The organism is Kitasatospora sp. NPDC048540, assembly GCF_040651175.1.
Taxonomy (GTDB): Bacteria; Actinomycetota; Actinomycetes; order Streptomycetales; family Streptomycetaceae; genus Kitasatospora.
Genome location: NZ_JBEZIR010000109.1, coordinates 1 through 18307 on the forward strand (window position 1 = coordinate 1; position 18307 = coordinate 18307).

At 75.3% G+C, this 18307-nt stretch carries 13 protein-coding genes; 5 read left to right on the forward strand and 8 right to left on the reverse strand.

The window, feature by feature from the left end; genetic code table 11:
- Together AB0D08_RS31100 and AB0D08_RS31105 are read right to left on the reverse strand one after the other, a co-directional pair.
- Positions 1-1160 (reverse strand): AMP-binding protein (locus tag AB0D08_RS31100; protein WP_359893550.1); only part of this gene is annotated, 1160 nt, incomplete at its 3' end.
- A 209-nt stretch (positions 1161-1369) separates the two neighbouring features.
- Positions 1370-2779, reverse strand: a complete 1410-nt coding sequence (locus AB0D08_RS31105) for an MFS transporter (RefSeq protein WP_033822427.1) — start codon at positions 2777-2779, stop codon at positions 1370-1372.
- Positions 2780-3016: 237 nt separating this feature from the next.
- On the opposite strand from AB0D08_RS31105, the gene AB0D08_RS31110 reads away from it, so the two are divergent.
- Positions 3017-3586 carry a TetR/AcrR family transcriptional regulator gene (locus AB0D08_RS31110; protein ID WP_359893552.1) on the forward strand — a complete coding sequence of 190 codons (570 nt, stop codon included), beginning with the start codon at positions 3017-3019 and terminating at the stop codon, positions 3584-3586.
- Between the two features lie 31 nt (positions 3587-3617).
- Here the strand turns inward: AB0D08_RS31110 and AB0D08_RS31115 are convergent, their stop codons facing one another.
- Positions 3618-4505, reverse strand: a complete 888-nt coding sequence (locus AB0D08_RS31115; RefSeq protein WP_359893554.1) for a prohibitin family protein — start codon at positions 4503-4505, stop codon at positions 3618-3620.
- Positions 4506-4639: 134 nt separating this feature from the next.
- On the opposite strand from AB0D08_RS31115, the gene AB0D08_RS31120 reads away from it, so the two are divergent.
- Positions 4640-4936, forward strand: coding sequence for a hypothetical protein (locus AB0D08_RS31120; protein WP_359893556.1), 297 nt, complete (start codon positions 4640-4642; stop codon positions 4934-4936).
- Positions 4933-5703 (forward strand): MBL fold metallo-hydrolase, encoded by a 771-nt coding sequence (locus AB0D08_RS31125; RefSeq protein ID WP_359893558.1) that lies wholly within the window; start codon positions 4933-4935, stop codon positions 5701-5703. Before AB0D08_RS31120 ends, AB0D08_RS31125 begins: the two co-directional genes overlap by 4 nt.
- A 15-nt stretch (positions 5704-5718) precedes the next feature.
- Here AB0D08_RS31125 and AB0D08_RS31130 read toward each other — a convergent pair whose 3' ends face one another.
- Both AB0D08_RS31130 and sigJ read right to left on the reverse strand, forming a co-directional pair.
- Positions 5719-7062 (reverse strand): FAD-dependent monooxygenase, encoded by a 1344-nt coding sequence (locus AB0D08_RS31130; protein WP_359893559.1) that lies wholly within the window; start codon positions 7060-7062, stop codon positions 5719-5721.
- 118 nt (positions 7063-7180) lie between these two features.
- A complete protein-coding gene (sigJ, locus tag AB0D08_RS31135) occupies positions 7181-8062 on the reverse strand; it encodes an RNA polymerase sigma factor SigJ (protein WP_359893590.1) in 882 nt (293 codons plus the stop codon).
- Positions 8063-8283: 221 nt separating this feature from the next.
- Between sigJ and AB0D08_RS31140 the strand changes: the two genes are divergently transcribed.
- Complete coding sequence (locus AB0D08_RS31140) at positions 8284-13998, forward strand: type I polyketide synthase (protein ID WP_359893561.1); 5715 nt, start codon at positions 8284-8286, stop codon at positions 13996-13998.
- A 43-nt stretch (positions 13999-14041) separates the two neighbouring features.
- Positions 14042-14863 carry a methyltransferase domain-containing protein gene (locus AB0D08_RS31145; RefSeq protein ID WP_359893563.1) on the forward strand — a complete coding sequence of 274 codons (822 nt, stop codon included), beginning with the start codon at positions 14042-14044 and terminating at the stop codon, positions 14861-14863.
- A 37-nt stretch (positions 14864-14900) separates the two neighbouring features.
- On the opposite strand, the gene AB0D08_RS31150 is transcribed toward AB0D08_RS31145, so the two are convergent.
- The 3 genes from AB0D08_RS31150 to AB0D08_RS31160 are packed head-to-tail and all read right to left on the reverse strand — an operon-like array spanning position 14901 to position 18279.
- Positions 14901-15635 carry a succinate dehydrogenase/fumarate reductase iron-sulfur subunit gene (locus tag AB0D08_RS31150; protein ID WP_359893565.1) on the reverse strand — a complete coding sequence of 245 codons (735 nt, stop codon included), beginning with the start codon at positions 15633-15635 and terminating at the stop codon, positions 14901-14903.
- On the reverse strand, positions 15632-17578 hold the full coding sequence (locus AB0D08_RS31155) for a fumarate reductase/succinate dehydrogenase flavoprotein subunit (protein ID WP_359893567.1): 1947 nt from the start codon (positions 17576-17578) through the stop codon (positions 15632-15634). The genes AB0D08_RS31150 and AB0D08_RS31155 overlap by 4 nt, the downstream gene beginning before the upstream one ends.
- Entirely contained in the window at positions 17575-18279 is a 705-nt protein-coding gene (locus AB0D08_RS31160) for a succinate dehydrogenase cytochrome b subunit (protein ID WP_359893569.1), read from the reverse strand. The genes AB0D08_RS31155 and AB0D08_RS31160 overlap by 4 nt, the downstream gene beginning before the upstream one ends.
- Positions 18280-18307: the final 28 nt, after the last annotated feature.

Here is an 18307-nt window from a genome sequence, read left to right on the forward strand (position 1 = left end):
AGGCCCGGCTGGCCGTCCGGTACGGGGGCACCGAGGTCGTCGAGAACGGCGGCCCGGTAGCCGGGCACCGGGCGGCCGGTGGCGCCGGGGCGGATGTCGCCGTCGGCGGCGGAGATGAAGACGTGCAGCAGTTCGGTGGCCCCGATGCCGTCGATCAGGCGCAGCCCGGTGGCCCGGTGGAAGGTGTCCCAGACGGCCGTCGGCAGCGGTTCGCCCGCCGAGACGCAGCGCCGCAGGCCGCTCAGGCGGTCCGCCAGGCCGGCCGCGAGGATCGCTCGGTAGGCGGTGGGTGCGGTGAACAGCACGCTCACCCCGTGTGCGGCGACCGCCTCGGCGAGCTGCTCGGGGGTGGCCTGCTCCAGCAGCAGCGTGGCCGCGCCCGCCCGCAGTGGGAAGACCACCAGCCCGCCGAGGCCGAAGGTGAAGCCGAGCGGCGGGGTGCCCGCGAAGAGGTCGTCGGGGCCGGGCCGCAGGATGTGCCGGGAGAAGGTGTCGGCGTTGGCCAGCACGTCGCGGTGGAAGTGCAGGGTGGCCTTGGGTCGGCCGGTGGTGCCGGAGGTGAAGGCGATCAGGGCGACGTCGTCGGCGGCGGTGTCGACGGCGGTGAAGCGCCCGCTCTTGGCGGCGCAGCGCGCGGTCAGGTCCTCGGGCCCGGGCCCGCCGTACGGGAGGATCCGGGTGCCGGGGAGCCCGGCGGCGGTGGCCTCGTCGAGGTAGCGGTGGTCGCAGAGGGCGACGACGGGGGCACTGATCCCGTGCAGGGCGGCGAGTTCGGGTGCGCGCAGCAGCGGCATGGTGGTGACGACGACCGCGCCGGCTTTCAGGACGCCCAGCCAGCAGGCGGCCAGCCAGGGGTTGTTGGGGCCGCGCAGCAGGACCCGGTTGCCGGGGACCAGGCCCAGGTCCTCGGTGAGGACCTGGGCCACCTGGTCGGCGCGGCGGCGGAGTTCGCCGTAGGTCCAGTGGTCGGCGGGGGTGAGCAAGCAGCGGCGGTCGGGGCCGTGGCGGTCGACGGTGTCGTCGAGCAGGACCTTGGCGCAGTTGAGGCGTGCCGGGTAGGCCAGCTCCGGGAGGTCGAACACCAGCTCGGGCCACTGCTCGGGCGGCGGGAGCCGGTCGCGGCAGAACGTGTCGACATGGGCGGAACGGGTCAGCTCCACGGGCGGCACCTCATTCGGCTCAGCAGGGAGTGAGGCAAGTATGCCGCGCCGGTGACGACAGTCAATGGTTCGGGATAGCCGGGCCGCGCCGGAGCGGCCCGCGGTCCGCGGAACTCACCCTGCGCCACCCAATCGCGCCCGGCAACCGGGGCGTTGGCCCGGCCACCGCGGCGGCCGACCGCCCGGCCCAGCCAGTTCAGCGCCCCCGTTCAGCCCCCGGCGGGCCGGTTGCGGACGAACAGGAGCGCGGTGGCGGCGGCCGCCAGCGCACCCACCGCGGGGATCAGCACCGCGGTGTGCAGCGCCCCGGCGAAGGACCCGGCGGCGGCGCCGCCCGTCAGCACCGTGCCGGTGATGCTCGACCCGAGCGTGCCGCCGACCTGGCGGAACAGGTTGACCGTGCCGCCGGCCATGCCGCCGTCCGAGTGCGGGACGCTGACCACGGCCGCCGCGGTGCTCGGCGGCAGCAGAAGGCCGGCGCCGGTGCCGAACAGGGCCATCCACCCGCCGACCACCAGGGTGGGCGTGGTGGCGCTCTGGCCGGTCATCAGCAGGGTGCCGGCGGCGGCGAGCAGCGCACCGGCCGCCAGCGTGGCGCGGAAGCCGAACCGCCGCACGGCCCGGCTGGACAGCGGGCTGGCCAGCACGTACGAGGCCATCAGCCAGAGCATCAGGACGCCGGTGGCGAGGATCGACTCGTGCCGGACCCGTTCGAAGTAGAGCACCTGGACGAACGCGACCGCCACGAAGCCGTACTGGGCGATGAAGGCGATCAGGTTGGCCGCGCTGAAGGAGCGTACGGCGAACAGCCGCAGGTTCAGCATGGGGGTGCGGGTGCGGATCTCGACCGCGATGAAGGCGGCCAGCGCCGCTGCCGCGAGCAGGGCCGCTCCGAGCGCCTTCGGCTGCCCGTAGCCGCCGTGGCCGCCCTCGATCACGGTGTAGTTGAGCGCGCCGATGGCGACCACGGCGAGGACCAGGCCCGGCGGGTCGAGGTGCCGTCCGGGGCTGCGGCTCTCGGTGACCAGGAACGGGGTGAGCAGCAGGACGGCGGCGCCGAGCACCACGTCGACCAGGAAGACCGCGTGCCAGGAGTGGTGCTGCAGGATCAGGCCGGCCGCGAGCGGGCCGACGGCCAGGCCGACGCCGGAGACGGCGACCCAGATGCCGACCGCCGAGGTGCGCCGGTGGGGGTCGGGGAAGGCGTGGGTGACCAGGGCGAGGCTGTTGGGCAGGACCATGGCGCCGCCGACGCCCATGACCGCCTGTCCGAGGATGACCCCGGTCGCCCCGGAGGAGAGGAAGACCGAAAGGCTGCCGGCCGCGAGCAGTGCGGCGCCCGCGGCGAAGGTCCGGCGGCGGCCGATGATGTCGCCGACCGTACCGGCGGACAGGACCAGGCTGGCGAGCACCATCGAGTAAATGCTGGCGACCCAGACCAGCGCGGACCCGGACAGCCCGAGGTCCTGCTGGATCGGGGCCAGCACGGTGGTGATCTGGGTGATGTTGACGAACATCACCAGCTGGCCGAGGCAGACGACCACGAAGCCGGCCCGGCGTCCGGCCGTCCGGGCCGGTGGCGGGGCCAACGCGACGGCGGGATTCGCGAGCTTGGTCATGGATGGTCCTTTCGAAAGGGTTCCCGATGCCGGGGATGCGAGCCCCGGGACGGGGTGGATCGGCACAACACGGCTGGCAGCAAGGCTGGTTCACCGCAGGGCACCCGATGGTCCCGGCTTTTCAGGAACGCTAACACCGAATGGAAACCGATCGGTACCGCAGAAAGTTGTGACCCGGCTCACGGCGCGAAATGGGCACCGTTTCACATCGGGGATAACGGTCGGTACCATGGACCCATGGCCAACCAACCGGCGACGACCCACGGGCCCCGCGAGCGGATCCTCGCCGCGGCGTCGGCCCTCTTCTACCGGCACGGCATCAACGCCACCGGGATCGGCGAGGTGGTGGAGGTCGCGGGCGTCTCGAAGCGGACCCTCTACCAGCAGTTCGAGAGCAAGGACGAGCTGGTCGCCGCGTACCTGCGGCGGATGACCGAGAGCGGCCGGCTGCTCGACCGCCGGCTGGACCGCACCGAACTCGCGCCGGGCGAGCGGCTGGTGGCGCTCTTCGACCGTCCGGGGGCGGCGTTCCGGGGCTGCCCGATGCACAACGCCTCGGTCGAGCTCACCGAACCCGCGCACCCCGGCCGGGCGGTGATCCACGCCTACAAGCAGGGGTTCCTGGACAGACTGGTCGACACCGCGCGCCAGGCCGGCGCGGCGGACCCGGAGGAGCTCGGCCACCGGCTGTTCGTCCTGTTCGAGGGCGCGACCGCGCTGGCGACCTCGATCAACGACCCGGCGGCCTTCGACTACGCGCGGCCGGCCGCCGCGACCCTGGTCGGGCAGGCGCTCACCGCGGAGTGAGCGCCCGCCCGGCCCCGGGCGCGGGCCGGGGTCAGCGCTTGGTGCCGTCCACGATCACGGGCGTACCGGTCGAACCGCAGGGGCTGGCGTAGACCGGGTTCTTCTCGGCCGCGGCCTTGAACGCCTCGATGCACTGGCTCATCAGGATCTTGTCGTTCAGCGAGCCCGCGATGGCGGCGTTGGCGGCCGCCGTGCTGTCCGCGTCGATCTTCCGCTTCTCCGCCTCCGCCTTGGCGGTGAGCACCGCGGCCTGGGCCTGGGCGGTCGCCTGGTCCTGCTGGATCTTCTGGTCGATCGCGTGCTGCAGGCTGTCGGAGGGCCGGACGTTGCGCAGGTTGACGGCGGTCACCAGGATGCCGCGCGGGGCCAGCCGGTCGGTGACCAGCTCGGCTATCTCGGTGCCGATCGCCTCCCGCTGCGAGGAGTAGCCCTCGACCCCTGTGTGCTTGGCGAAGACGTTGCGGACGATCTCCCGGCTGTCCGGCAGGACCAGGCCCTGCTGGACCGCGTCCGAGCTGCCCGCCAGCTGGTAGAGCGCCCGGGTGTGCTGCGGGTCGATGGCCCACTTCACCGTCAGGTCGGCGTACAGCACCCCGCCCTCGGAGGAACGGACCTCGACGGTGTCGTTGCCGGTCAGGTTGAGGTCGCGCGGCCGGGTGGAGAAGGCCGTCACCTCGGTCAGCGGGGACTTCAGGTGCAGGCCGGGCTGCCAGGTCCCGCCGACCCGGCCCAGCGTGGTCGGCACGGCCACCTCGTACGGCTCGACCACGTACGCGGCGGTGGACAGGCCGGCCAGCAGCCCGAGGACGGTGAGCAGCGACCGGGTGAGGGTGGCGAAGCGGAAGCCGGCGTTCCCGCGCAGGCGGCGCACGATCAGCGTGAGGCCGGCGGCGAGCAGCAGGAGGGCGAGGTAGAGCATGGTCGGGACTCTCGGTTCTTCGGACGGCAGGACGCCCGAAGCCTAGGAAGCGGCCCGCGCGCCCGAAGATCGATTCGGATGATGTTCACCGGATCGCCAGGTCCGCGCCGGTCGCCCGGCGCCCAGGACGGCCGGTGCCCAGGGAGGGCCGGCCTCAGGGCGACCGGGCGGACCGGGCCGCCGACGGCGTCTCCCACGCCTGGGCCGAGGCGCTGGACGCCGCCGGCCGGGTCAGGGCCGCCGAACTGCGCTGCGGCGAAGGTTTCGCGGTCACCGCCGTGATCGCCGCCGAGACCGCGTTGCGGGTGGCCGCCGGGGCCGAACCGGGCGCCTGGACCCCGCGGGCGCTGCTCGGCGCCGACCTGGTCGAGGCGGCCGGCTGCACGGTCACCCTCGCCGACGCCGGCGCCCTGCGGACGGCCGCCCGATGAACGTCTCCCCCGCGACCGCGCTGCCCACCGGGGTGCACCGGCTCGGCGACCGCCACGTCAACTTCCACCTGGTCCAGGACGGCACCGACCTGACCCTGGTCGACGCCGGCCTGCCCGGGCACCGGGCCCGGCTCACCGCCGAGCTGGACCGGCTCGGCCGCTCGGTGCGCGACATCCGGGCCGTCGTGGTCACCCACGGGCACCTCGACCACCTGGGGCCGGCCCGGTGGGTCGCCGTCGAAGCCGGCGCGGAGGTCTGGGTGCACGAGGCGGACGCCCCGATCCTGCGGGCGCCGCTGCGCACCGCCAGGTACTGGAAGCCCGAACGCCCGCTCGCCGCCTACGCGGTGCGCCGCCCGGCCGCCCTCGCCGCGCCGCTGCACCTGGCCCGGCTCGGGGCGCTCGGCACCCGGGCCGTCCCCGAGCCGCGGACCTTCACCGGTGGCGAGCGGCTGGACGTGCCCGGCCGGCCGCTGGTGGTGCACACCCCGGGCCACACGGCGGGCAGTTCGGTGGTGCTGCTGCCGGACCGGTCGGTGGCCTTCACCGGGGACGCGCTGGTCACCAGCGACAGCGTGGGCGGCCGGGTCGGGCCCTGTCTGATCTGCCGGGCCTTCACCCATGACAGCGCGCAGGCGCTCCGCTCGCTGCGGGTGATGTCCGCGCTCGACGCCGGGACCGTGCTCACCGGGCACGGCGAACCGTGGACCGGCGGACTGGCCGCGGCCGCGGCCGCCGAACTCGCCGTCGCCGCGGGCCTGCGCTGAGCGCCCGCCGGGCGCTCACGCCCCGCGCAGCACCGGCCAGAGCACCTTCGGGTGGAACAGCGTGGTCGGCGCCTCGGTGAGGCCCATCACCGCGACGAAGGCGGCACACACCTTCTCGTCGACGGCCGCCCGGGCGATCACCCGGTCCAGGTAGCGGTGCTGGATCCGGACCGCCGCACCCGACGGGCCGCCCTCGGTGGCCGGGAAGCGGACGTCCTCGCTGCTGGACATCAGCCAGGCGTCGGCCGCCGCGGCCGCCACCTTGCGGCGGGCCTCCCGGGCGCCCGCGCGGCCGATGCCGTGGGCCCGGACGGCCTCGCGCAGCGCCCGGGCGCCGAACACGGCGGTGGAGATGCCCTGTCCGTACACCGGGTTGAAGGTGCAGGCCGCGTCGCCCACCGCGACCAGGCCCTCCGGGGCGCTGCGCTCGTAGTGCCGGCGCACCCCGGGCCCCGGGCGGAACCCCCGGACCTCGCCGGCCGGTTCGGCGTCCACCAGAAGGTCGCGCAGGATCGGGTCGCGCAGCGCGTCCAGCGCCGCGGCGAACCCGGCCTCGCCGGGCGCGGGCTCCGCACCGCGCATCCCGCCGACGGTGACCAGCCAGCGCCCGCCCTCGACCGGGAGCAGCACCCCGAACCGCGGCTGGTCCGGCGCCTTGGTCTGCAGGTAGACCGCGGGCTGGTCCGGGTCCGCGCCGGCCGGGCGGTGGAACAGCCGGCTGGAGTAGGCCACCCCGGGGTCGACCCGCTCCTCGGGCGCGGTGGCGAGGCCCGCCGCGGCCAGCCAGCCCGGCATCCCGGAGGAGCGGCCGGCGGCGTCGACCACCAGTTCCGCGGGGAGTTCGGTGACCTCGTCCTCGGCCGCGCCCCTGGCCCGCAGCCGGACGCCGGTGACCGCGGCGCCGTCGTCGAGCACGCCGAGCACCGCGGTGCCCTCGAGGAACTCGATCGAGGGCTCGGTGCGGACCCGTTCCAGTACGGCGTGGTCGAGCACCGGGCGGGTGCAGGAGACGAAGGCCAGGCCCGTGCTGAACCGCGGCATCCAGCCCGCGGAGCTGAGCCAGTTCATGTCGGCGGGCACGTCGACCAGCCGGGCCTGCCGGGCGTCCAGCTCCTCGCCGATGCCGGGGAGCATCTCCTCCAGCGCCCGGCGGCCGCCCTCCAGCAGCAGGTGGGCGTGGTGGCCCTGCGGGGTGCCGGACCGGGCGGCCGGCTGCTCGGGGTAGCGGTCGCGCTCGACCACCACGATCCGGCGGGCCGTCCCGCGCAGCGCCCAGGCCGCCAGCGAACCGGCCAGCCCCCCGCCGATCACGACCGCCGTGCCGTACCCGTCCGTACCCGTGTTCCCCGAAGACGCCATGGGGAGAGCCTAGGGGATCCCCGTAACGCTCCGGGAGCGGCCCGGCCGGGCGCACGGGCGCCCTGACCGCAGCTCAGGACCTTGCTCGCGCCGGTCCGCGGGCGGTGGTGGCGGTCCGTCAGTCGTCGAGCACGGTCAGGTCGAGCCTGGCGAGCCGCTCCGGGTCGGCCAGGATGTCGATCTGCACGATCAGGCCGCCCACCACCGTGAACCCGAGCACCGAGTACGGCTGTCCGCCGGGCGCCGCGACGATCCCCGCCGTGCCGTTGACCAGCGCCGGACGGGCGAACCGCGCGAACCGGTTGAAGGTGAGCGCCTGCGCCGCCACCTCGCGGGAGCCGCGCAGCAGCTTGGAGGCGCCGGCCGCGAGCGTCCCGCCGTCGGCGCGCAGCACCACGTCCGGGTGGAGCACCGCGACCAGGGCCTCGAAGTCGCCGCCGCGGGAGGCCGCGAGGAAGGCGTCCACCACCTCCCGCTGCCGGGTGGGGTCGTCCGGGACCGTGTCGGTGCCCTGGACCCGGCGGCGGGCCCGGCTGGCGAGCTGGCGGGCGGCGGCCGGGGTGCGGTCGACGATCGGCGCGATCTCGTCGAACGGCACGGCGAACATGTCGTGCAGCACGAAGGCCAGCCGCTCGGCGGGCGCCAGCTGTTCCAGCACCACCAGCAGGGCCAGTCCCACCGCGTCGGCGAGCAGCGCCTCGTGCTCGGGGTCGACGCCGTCCGCGCTGCTCAGGATGGGTTCGGGCACGTGGACGTCGAGCGGGTCCTCGCGCCGGGAGGTGCGCGAGCGCAGCATGTCGAGGCAGACCCGGGCCACCACCCTGGTCAGCCAGCCGGGCAGGTTCTCGATGCTGTCGCCGTCCGAGCGGTCGAGCCGGAACCAGGCCTCCTGCACGGCGTCGTCGGCCTCGCTGAGCGAGCCGAGCATCCGGTAGGCGACCGCCCGCAGCCGGCCCCGTTCGGCCTCGAAGCGCTCCGCCAGCCAGTCGTGCTCGTCCATCGTCCGCATCCCCTCGTCGTGGTCGGTCACCACCTTGACGTACCGGGCCGCCCGGATGTGACCGCGACGTTCGAAAACCGCCCGTACACGTGCCTTGGCGGGCGGCCGGTCGTTGAGCCGACGAATGGACAGCGTCCACGTCTCGTCGACGGAGCGCCCCAGCGCGGGGCTCCGGGCGCCCTGCCCGAGTGATGGATCAGATGAACCAGGGAGTTCGAGAGATGGGCGTTGTGCGCGACAGGCTGGCCGGGCTGGCGGGCGGCGAGCGCGAGGCGTTCCTGTCGGAGCTGGTGGCCGCCGAGGTCAACGCCGTCCTCGGGCACGAGCGGCACCGCCGGGTGGCGGGCTCGGAACCCTGGCGCCGGCTCGGCGTCTACCGGCAGCTGGCGGCCGAGCTGCGGGACCGGCTCGGCTCGCGGACCGGGCTGCGGCTCCCGGCGACCCTGCTGTTCGACTGTCCGACCCCGGACGACGTGACCCGCTACCTGCGGGCCGAGCTGCTCGGCGAACGGGCCGAGGCCGAGGCACCGCCGGCCGAGGGCGGGGACGGGCCGGACGACCCGGTGGTGGTGGTCGGGATGGCCTGCCGGTACCCGGGCGGGGTGCGCTCCCCCGGTGAGCTGTGGCAGTTGCTGTCCGAGGGCCGGGACGCGGTCGGCCCGTTCCCCGCCAACCGCGGCTGGGACCTGGAGGCGCTCTACCACCCGGACCCGGCCCACTCCGGCACCACGTACGCGCGCGAGGGCGGCTTCGTGCACGACGCGGACGAGTTCGACGCCGGGTTCTTCGGCATCGGCCCGCGCGAGGCGACCGCAATGGACCCGCAGCAGCGGCTGCTGCTGGAGACCTCCTGGGAGGCCGTGGAGCGGGCCGGACTCGACCCGCGCTCGCTGAAGGGCACCCGGTCCGGGGTCTTCGTCGGCATCGCGTACCAGGACTACGGCCCGAGCTGGTACGAGGCGCCCGAGGATTACGAGGGGCACCTGCTGATGGGCAGTCTGACCAGCGCCGCCTCCGGCCGGATCGCCTACACGCTCGGCCTGGAGGGGCCCGCGCTGACCGTCGACACGGCCTGCTCCTCCTCGCTGGTCGCGCTGCACCTGGCGGTGCGGTCGCTGCAGGCCGGCGAGTGCACGCTGGCGCTGGCGGGCGGTGCCCAGGTGATGGCGACGCCCGGGGTGTTCCTGGAGTTCAGCCGCAAGCGCGGGCTGTCGCCGAGCGGCCGCTGCCGCTCGTTCGGCGACGCGGCCGACGGCACCGGCTGGGCCGAGGGCGCCGGGGTGGTGGTGCTGGAACGGCTCTCCGACGCCCGCCGGCAGGGGCATCCGGTGCTCGCCCGGGTGCGCGGCAGCGCGGTCAACCAGGACGGTGCCAGCAACGGCCTGACCGCGCCAAACGGCCCGGCCCAGCAGCGGATGATCCGGCAGGCCCTGGCCAACGCCCGGCTCGCCGCGCACGAGGTCGACGCGGTGGAGGCGCACGGCACCGGCACCGCGCTCGGCGACCCGATCGAGGCGCAGGCGCTGCTCGCCACCTACGGCCAGGGGCGCCCGCCCGGGCGGCCGCTGCTGCTCGGCTCGATGAAGTCCAACCTCGGGCACAGCAAGGCCGCCGCCGGGATCGGCGGAGTGATCAAGATGGTGCTGGCGCTCCAGCACGGCGTGCTGCCCCGCACCCTGCACGTGGAGGAAACGTCCCGCCGGGTCGACTGGACGGCCGGCGCCGTCGAGGTACTGACCGAGGCCCGGCCCTGGCCCGCCACCGGCCGCCCCCGCCGGGCGGCGGTCTCCGCCTTCGGGGTGAGCGGCACCAACGCCCACGTGATCCTCGAACAGGCGCCGCCGCCGGCCCGGCTGCCCGCCCAGCCGGCCGCCCGGCCGGCCGAGCAGCCCGCCTCCCCTCCCCCGCCCTGGGTGCTCTCCGCCCGGGACGAGGCCGCGCTGCGCGGACAGGCCGCGCGGCTGCACGCCCACCTGTCCGGCGAGCCAGGGACCGGCCCGGCCGACACGGCGTTCACGCTGGCCCGGCGCAGCCGCTTCGACCGGCGGGCGGTGCTGGTCGGCGGCGGGCGGGCGGAGCTGCTGGAACGGCTGGACGCGCTGGCCCGGGGCCGGACGGCGCCGGGCCTGTTCACCGGCAGCGCGGCCGGGGCCGGGAAGCTGGCCTTCGTGTTCACCGGGCAGGGCAGCCAGCGGCCCGCGATGGGCCGTGAACTGTACGCCGCGCACCGGCCGTTCGCGGCGGCGTTCGACGCGGTCTGCGACGCGCTCGACCGCGGCGCCGGCCCGCGCCCCGAGCGGCCGGTCCGGGAGGTGCTGTTCGCCGCCGACGACACGCCGGGGGCGGCGCTGCTGGAGCGCACCGACTACGCGCAGGTCGCGCTGTTCGCGCTGGAGGTGGCGCTGTTCCGCCAGTTGGAGGCCTGGGGGGTGGTGCCCGACCTGCTGCTCGGCCATTCGGTCGGCGGGATCGCGGCCGCCCACCTGGCCGGGGTCTGGTCGCTGGAGGACGCCTGCACCGTGGTCGCGGCCCGGGGGCGGCTGATGCACTCCTGCCGCTCGGACGGCGCGATGCTGGCGGTGCGCGCGGGTGAGGCCGAGGTCCGGGAGTCGCTGGCCGGGCGCGAGCACCTGGTGGCGGTGGCCGCCGTCAACGGTCCGGCCGCCACGGTGCTCTCCGGTGACCGCGCGAGCGTGCTCGACCTCGCCGGGCAGTGGGCCGGGCGTGGCCGCCCGGCCACCCTGCTGCGGGTCGCCCATGCGTTCCACTCCCCGCACATGGACGGTGCGCTGGCGCGGTTCCGGGAGGTGCTCGACGGTGTCACCGCGCACCCCGCGCGGATCCCGGTGGTCTCCGACCTCACCGGGCGGCCCGCCACCGACGGCGAGCTGGCCGACCCCGGCTACTGGGCCCGGCAGCTGCGCGGCACGGTCCGTTTCCTGGACGGGATGCGCACCCTCCAGCGCAGCGGCGCCTCGCACTTCCTGGAGCTCGGTCCGGCCCCGGTGCTGACCGCGCTCGGGCACGAGTGCCTCGACCACGGTGTGCAGAGCCCGCCGGTCCTGGTGGCCGCCCAGCAGCCCGGCCGCGCCGAACCGGCCGCGCTCACCGAGGCGTTGGCCGAACTGCACGCCACGGGCGTGCCGGTCGACTGGGCCGCCCGCTGCGGCCGGGCCGCGCTGGTCGACCTGCCCACCTACGCGTTCCAGCGGCGGCGGTACTGGCTGGAGCCGCCGCGGCTGCGCGGCGGCGGCCGGCCCGTCGGCGGCGGCGCGCCCGGGCGGTACCGGGTCGGCTGGCAGCGAGCGGCGGCGGCACCGGCCGCCGCGCTCGGCGGCAGCTGGCTGGTGGTGGCGCCGGCGGGCGCCCCGGCGGCCACCACCGGCCCGGTGGTGGCGGGCCTGGCCGCGGCCGGTGCGAGCCCGGTGCTGCTGACGTTGGGCGGCGAGGCGTACGACCGGGGGCGGCTGGCCGAGCGGCTGGCCCGGGCGCGGGCCGCCGGTCCGGCCTTCGACGGGGTGCTGTCGCTGCTGGCGGCGGACGGCTCGCCGTACCCCGGGCAGCCGGTGCTGCCGTCCGGTCTGGCGGCCAATGTCACGCTGGCGCAGGCGCTGGCGGACCTCGGCTGGCCGTGCCCGCCGTGGTGGCTGACCGGCGGCGCGGTGGCCGTCGGTGCGGGCGGGGCGAGTGGTGCGGGCGGGGCGGGTCCCGATCCGGCGCAGGCCATGCACTGGGGGCTGGGCCGGACGCTGGGGCTGGAGCGGCCCGGCGGCTGGGGCGGTCTGGTCGACCTGCCGGCCGAACCCACCGCGCAGGACCTCGCCCAGCTGTGCGCGGTGCTGGCGGACGGCGGCGAGGACCAGGTGGCGGTGCGGGCGGGCGCCCGGTGGGTACGGCGGCTGCTGCCGGCCGGGCCCGGGACGGCGGACCCGTGGCGGCCGCGCGGCACGGTCCTGGTGACCGGCGGAACGGGCGCGCTGGGTGCCCGGGCCGCCCGCTGGCTTGCCCGGCACGGCGCGCGGCGGCTGGTGCTGACCAGCCGCCGGGGCCCGGACGCCCCCGGTGCGGACCGGCTGGCCGCCGAGCTGGCGGCGCTCGGTGCGCGGGTGACGGTCGCCGCCTGCGACGTGGCCGACCGTCAGGAGCTGGCGGCGCTGCTGGCGCCGCTGGCCGGGGAGTTGACGGCGGTGGTGCACGCGGCGGGGGTGAGCGGCAGGTTCGTCCCACTCACCGAGACCGAGCCGGCCGAGTTCGCCGAGGTGGTCCGGGCCAAGGTGGCGGGCGCCGTCCACCTGGAGGAGTTGCTGGCGGGGCGGGAGCTGGACGCGTTCGTCACCTTCGGGTCGATCGCGGGGGTCTGGGGCAGCGGCGGCCAGGCCGCGTACAGCGCGGCCAACGCCTTCCTGGACGCGCAGGCCGAGCGGCGCCGGGCGTGCGGGCTGGCTGCCACCTCCGTCGCCTGGGGTCCGTGGGCCGAGGAGGGGATGGCCGCCGATCCGGCGGTCGCCGACCAGCTGCGGCGGCGCGGCCTGGTGCCGATGGCGCCCGAGGCGGCCGTGGCGGCACTCTGGCAGGAGGTCGCGGCGGGCGCGGGCACGACGACCGTCGCCGAGGTGGACTGGGAGCGGTTCACCGCCACCTTCACCGCGGCCCGGCCGAGCCGGCTGTTCGACGCGCTGCGGGCCTCGGATGCTGCCCCGGGCACCACGGTGGCCGGCGCCGCGGTACCGCAGGCGGCGCCGGGCGCGCCGGACTTCGCGGCGCTCTCCGACGCCGAACGGCCCGGTGCGCTGCTGGAACTGGTCCGGACCAGGGCGGCCGCGCTGCTCGGCCACGCCTCCCCCGAGGAGGTCGACCCGGCCCGCAGCCTGCTCGACCAGGGCTTCGACTCGCTGGCCGCAGTGCGGCTGTGCCGGGAGCTGGCGGCGGCGACCGGGCTGCGGCTGCCCACCCCAATGGTGTTCGAGCACCCGAGCCCCCGGGCCCTGGCCGGCCACCTCAGCGCCGAGCTGGCCGGGACGGCGGCGCCGACCGCCCCGGCCGGGCAGGACCCGGCCGGCGCCGATCCGGGCGGCCCGGAGCAGGGCGCGGGCTGGTCGGGCAGCATCCGCCGGCTCTACCGGCGGGCCTGCGAGGACAACCGGTACCTGGACGGGATGGAGCTGCTGACGGCGGCGGCCCGGATCCGCCCGGTGTTCCACGGCCTCGACCGGCTGCCGTCGCGGCCCGCGCCGGTCCGGCTGGCCGAGGGCCCGGCCGGGCTGCCGGACCTGGTCTGCCTGCCGCCGATCATCGCCCCCTCGGGGCCGCACAACTACGCCCGGCTGGCGTCGCACCTGGCGGGCCGCCGCAACGTGTACGCGTACACCCATCCCGGCTTCGGTGACGGCCAGGCGCTGCCCGCCGACTGGGACCTGGTGGTCGAGGTGCACGCGCGGACCGTACGGCGGGACTTCGGCGGCCGGCCGTACGCGCTGGCCGGCTACTCCTCCGGCGGCTGCCTGGCGCACGCGGTGACCGACCGGCTGGAGGCGCTCGGCGCCGCGCCGGCCGGGGTGGTGCTGCTGGACTCGCTGCCGCTGGCCGAGGGGTCCTGGGCCCGGATCAGGCCGCTGTTCCGCAGCATGGCGCTGGACGAGCAGGCGTTCGCGCTGATGACGGACGACCAGCTCACCGCGATGGCCCACCACCTGCACCTGTTCGAGGGCTGGAAGCCGGACCGGCTGGACACCCCGATGCTGATGGTGCGGGCGCTGGACCCGGTGCCCGACTGGCAGGACGACTGGCTCACCGACGAGGACTGGCGCACGGTGTGGCACCACCCGCACCGGACCGTCCAGGTGCCGGGCGACCACTGGTCGCTGATGAACGAGAACGCCGACTCCACGGCCACCGCCGTGCACCGGTGGCTGCTGGAACCCGGCCGCCACCACTGACCTCCCCTTCGAACCCACCCCCTTCGGAACTGAGAGCACCACCATGGACAGCGCACACCTCGACCGGCCGGCCGACTCCTACCGCACCGGTCTGCTCAGCAAGGACCTGCCGACCGAACTGGACCGGCTGCGGGCCCTGGAGCGGTCGATGGACCCGACCTCGATCGCGATCCTGGAGGCGCTGCCGATCCAGCCCTCCTGGCACTGCCTGGAGATGGGCGCGGGCGCCGGGTCGATGGCGTACTGGCTGGCGAAGCAGTGCCTGGGCGGCCAGGTCGTCGCCGCCGACATCGACCCCCGGTTCCTGGACGCCCGCCGGGCCGCCAACCTGGACGTGGCCAGGATCGACCTCGCCCGGCACGAGTTCCCGCCCGGTACCTTCGACCTGATCCACAGCCGGGCCGTGCTGTCCCACATCCCGGAGCGGGACGCGGTGCTGCGGGCCGCCGCCGGGTGGCTGCGGCCGGGCGGCTGGCTGGTGGTGCAGGACTTCGTGCTGCTGCCGCCGGAGCCGGCCGCGGCCTCGCCGCTGACGCCGTTCATCGAGGCGATGATCCTGGGCGGCCCGCAGCAGGGCAACGACTCGCGCTGGACCCGGCGGATGCCCGCCGCGCTGACCGCGCTCGGGCTGGAGCGGCTGCAGCTGCGGACCACCGCGCTGACGGCGGGTCTCGGCGGTCCGGCCGACGAGCTGTGGCGGATCTCGCTGCAGCAGCTGGCACCCGCCTTCCTGGAGCGGGGTGCCATGACGGAAGAGCAGGTCGTCACCCTGGCGTACGCGTTGGAGCGGCGCACGCTGGTGGACTTCTCGTTCCTGTTCGTCTCGGCCTGGGCCCGTCGTCCCCTGGTGGGGCGTCCGCGCTGAGCGGTGCCGCCCGCGCGGCGGCCGGTGCGGCCGGTGCCTACCGGCCGCCGCGCAGGAACTCGCGGTTGAGCGCGGCGATGCCGGTGAGCGGGATGCCCTTGGGGCAGGCGGTGGCGCACTCGCCGGTGTTGGTGCAGCCGCCGAAGCCCTCGTCGTCCATGGCCGCGACCATCGAGCGGGCCCGGCGGCCGCGTTCCGGGGCGCCCTGCGGGAGGAGACTGAGGTGGACCACCTTGGCGGCGGTGAAGAGCATCGCCGAGCCGTTCGGGCAGGCCGCCACGCAGGCGCCGCAGCCGATGCACTCGGCGTGTTCGAAGGCGAGGTCGGCGGCCTCCTTGGGGACGGGGGTCGCGTGGGCCTCGGGCGCGCTGCCGGTGGGGGCGGTGATGTAGCCGCCGGAGCCGATGATCCGGTCGAGCGCGGAGCGGTCCACCACCAGGTCGCGGACGACCGGGAAGGCGCCGGCCCGCCACGGTTCGACGTCGATGGTGTCGCCGTCGGCGAAGTGCCGCATGTGCAACTGGCAGGTGGTGGTGCGTTCGGGGCCGTGCGCCCGGCCGTTGATCACCATGCCGCAGGCGCCGCAGATCCCCTCCCGGCAGTCGTGGTCGAAGGCGACCGGTGCCTCGCCGCGCAGGATCAGCTCCTCGTTGAGGGTGTCCAGCATCTCCAGGAAGGACATGTCGGGGCTGATGTCGGCGACCTGGTAGGTGGTCAGCGAGCCGGGTGCGTCCGGTCCGGCCTGCCGCCAGATCCGCAGGGTGAGGTTCATGCGTAGCTCCGCTGGGTGGGGTGGACGTGCTCGAAGTGCAGCTGCTCCCGGTGCAGGACGGGCGCGTTGCCGGTGCCGGTGAACTCCCAGGCGGCCGCGTAGCCGAACTCCTCGTCGCGGCGGGCGGCCTCGCCGGTGTCGGTGCGGCTCTCCTCGCGGAAGTGGCCGCCGCAGGACTCGGTGCGGTGCAGGGCGTCCAGGCACATGAGTTCGGCGAGTTCGAGGTAGTCGACGATCCGGTTGGCCTTCTCCAGTGCCTGGTTGAGCTCCTCGCCGGTGCCGGGGACCTTGATCCGGCGCCAGAACTCCTCGCGCAGCTCCGGGATCCGGGCCAGCGCGCGGCGCAGTCCGGCGTCGTTCCTGGCCATGCCGCACTCGTCCCAGAGCAGGGCGCCGAGTTCGCGGTGGAAGGACTCCGGGGTGCGGTCGCCGTCGACGGCGAGGATCAGGTGGAGCTGGTCGGTGACCTCCGCGACCGCGGCCTCGACGGCGGGGTGGTCCTCGGGGACGGGTGCGGGGCGGTGGCGGGCGAGGTAGTCGTTGAGGGTGGGCGGCAGCACGAAGTAGCCGTCGGCGAGGCCCTGCATCAGGGCGCTGGCGCCCAGCCGGTTGGCGCCGTGGTCGGAGAAGTTGGCCTCGCCGATGGCGAACAGGCCGGGGACGGTGGTCTGCAGGTCGTAGTCGACCCACAGGCCGCCCATGGTGTAGTGGATCGCTGGGTAGATCCGCATCGGCGTCCGGTAGGGGTCCTCGGCGGTGATCCGCTGGTACATCTCGAACAGGTTGCCGTACTTGGCCTCGATCTCGGCGCGGCCCAGCCGGGCGATGGCGTCGGCGAAGTCGAGGTAGACGCCCTGTCCGCCGGGGCCGACCCCGCGGCCCTCGTCGCAGACGTTCTTGGCGGCCCGGGAGGCGATGTCGCGCGGGACCAGGTTGCCGAAGGAGGGGTAGATCCGCTCCAGGTAGTAGTCGCGTTCGGCCTCCGGGATGTCGGCGGGCGGGCGGGTGTCGCCCTGGGCCTTGGGCACCCAGATCCGGCCGTCGTTGCGCAGCGACTCGCTCATCAGGGTGAGCTTGGCCTGGTGGTCGCCGGAGCGCGGGATGCAGGTGGGGTGGATCTGGGTGAAGCAGGGGTTGGCGAACAGGGCGCCGCGCCGGTGGGCCCGCCAGATCGCGGTCGCGTTGGAGTTCTTGGCGTTGGTGGACAGGTGGAAGACGTTGCCGTAGCCGCCGGTGGCGAGCACCACGGCGTCGGCGAGGTGGGTGGTGATCCGTCCGGTGACCAGGTCGCGGGCGACGATGCCGCGGGCCCGGCCGTCGATCACGATCAGGTCGAGCATCTCGGTGCGGGCGTGCATCTCGACCCGGCCGGCCGCGATCTGCCGGGAGAGCGCCTGGTAGGCGCCGAGCATCAGCTGCTGCCCGGTCTGGCCGCGGGCGTAGAAGGTGCGGGAGACCTGGACGCCGCCGAAGGAGCGTGTGTCCAGCAGCCCGCCGTACTCGCGGGCGAACGGGACGCCTTGGGCGACGCACTGGTCGATGATCTCGACCGAGACCTGGGCGAGCCGGTGGACGTTGGACTCGCGGGCGCGGAAGTCGCCGCCCTTGACGGTGTCGTAGAACAGCCGGCGCACCGAGTCGCCGTCGTTGCGGTAGTTCTTGGCCGCGTTGATGCCGCCCTGGGCGGCGATCGAGTGGGCGCGGCGCGGGGAGTCCTGGAAGCAGAACTGGACCACCCGGTAGCCCTGTTCGGCGAGGGTGGCGCCGGCCGCGCCGCCCGCGAGGCCGGTGCCGACCACGATGACGGTGTGCCCGCGCCGGTTGGCGGGGTTGACCAGGGCGGCCTCGAACCGCCGCCGGTCCCAGCGCTGTTCGATCGGCCCGGCGGGCGCGGCGGTGTCGGTGACGGGCGCGCCGACGGTGTGGTCCAGGTACGGGTTCATCGCACGACTCCGGTCAGTACGGCGACGGGCACGGCGAGGAAGCCGGCCGTCAGGACGGACGCGAGCAGGTTGGCGGTGGCCTTCAACACCCGGTCGCGGCGCGGGTTGTTGACGCCCAGGCTCTGCGCGGCGCTCCAGAAGCCGTGCCGCACGTGCAGGCCGAGCGCGAGCATCGCGAGGATGTAGATGCCGCCGCCGTACCAGGTCGAGAACGAGGCCACGATGTTCTGGTACGGGTGGCCCTCCTCGGCGCGCGGGTTCACGGTGAGGGTGGTGAGGTCCAGGATGTGCCAGACGATGAACAGCCCGAGGATCACCCCGCCCCAGCGCATCGTGCGGGTGGCGTAGCTGGTGCGGCGCGGCCGGTGGGCGTACTTCTGCGGCCGGGCGGCCAGGTCGCGCCGGCTGAGCTGGAACGCGGCGACGCCGTGCACCACGACCGCGGCCAGCAGGGCGGCCCGGGCGATCCACAGGAACCAGCCGTGGTGCAGCAGCGGCTGCCCGAGGGTGCGCAGCCAGGCCGCGTAGCCGTTGAGGTCGCCGGGGCCGAAGAAGACCTTGAGGTTCCCGAGCATGTGGAAGATCAGGTAGAGCAGCATGACGAGGCCGCTGACCGCCATCGCCGCCTTCTTGCCGACGGTCGAGCGCCAGAGGGTCGTGAGGGTGGAGGGGTGTCGGCCCGTCCGAGTCGCCAGTGCCATGACGGCCACGCTAGGGAGGCGCCCTGCC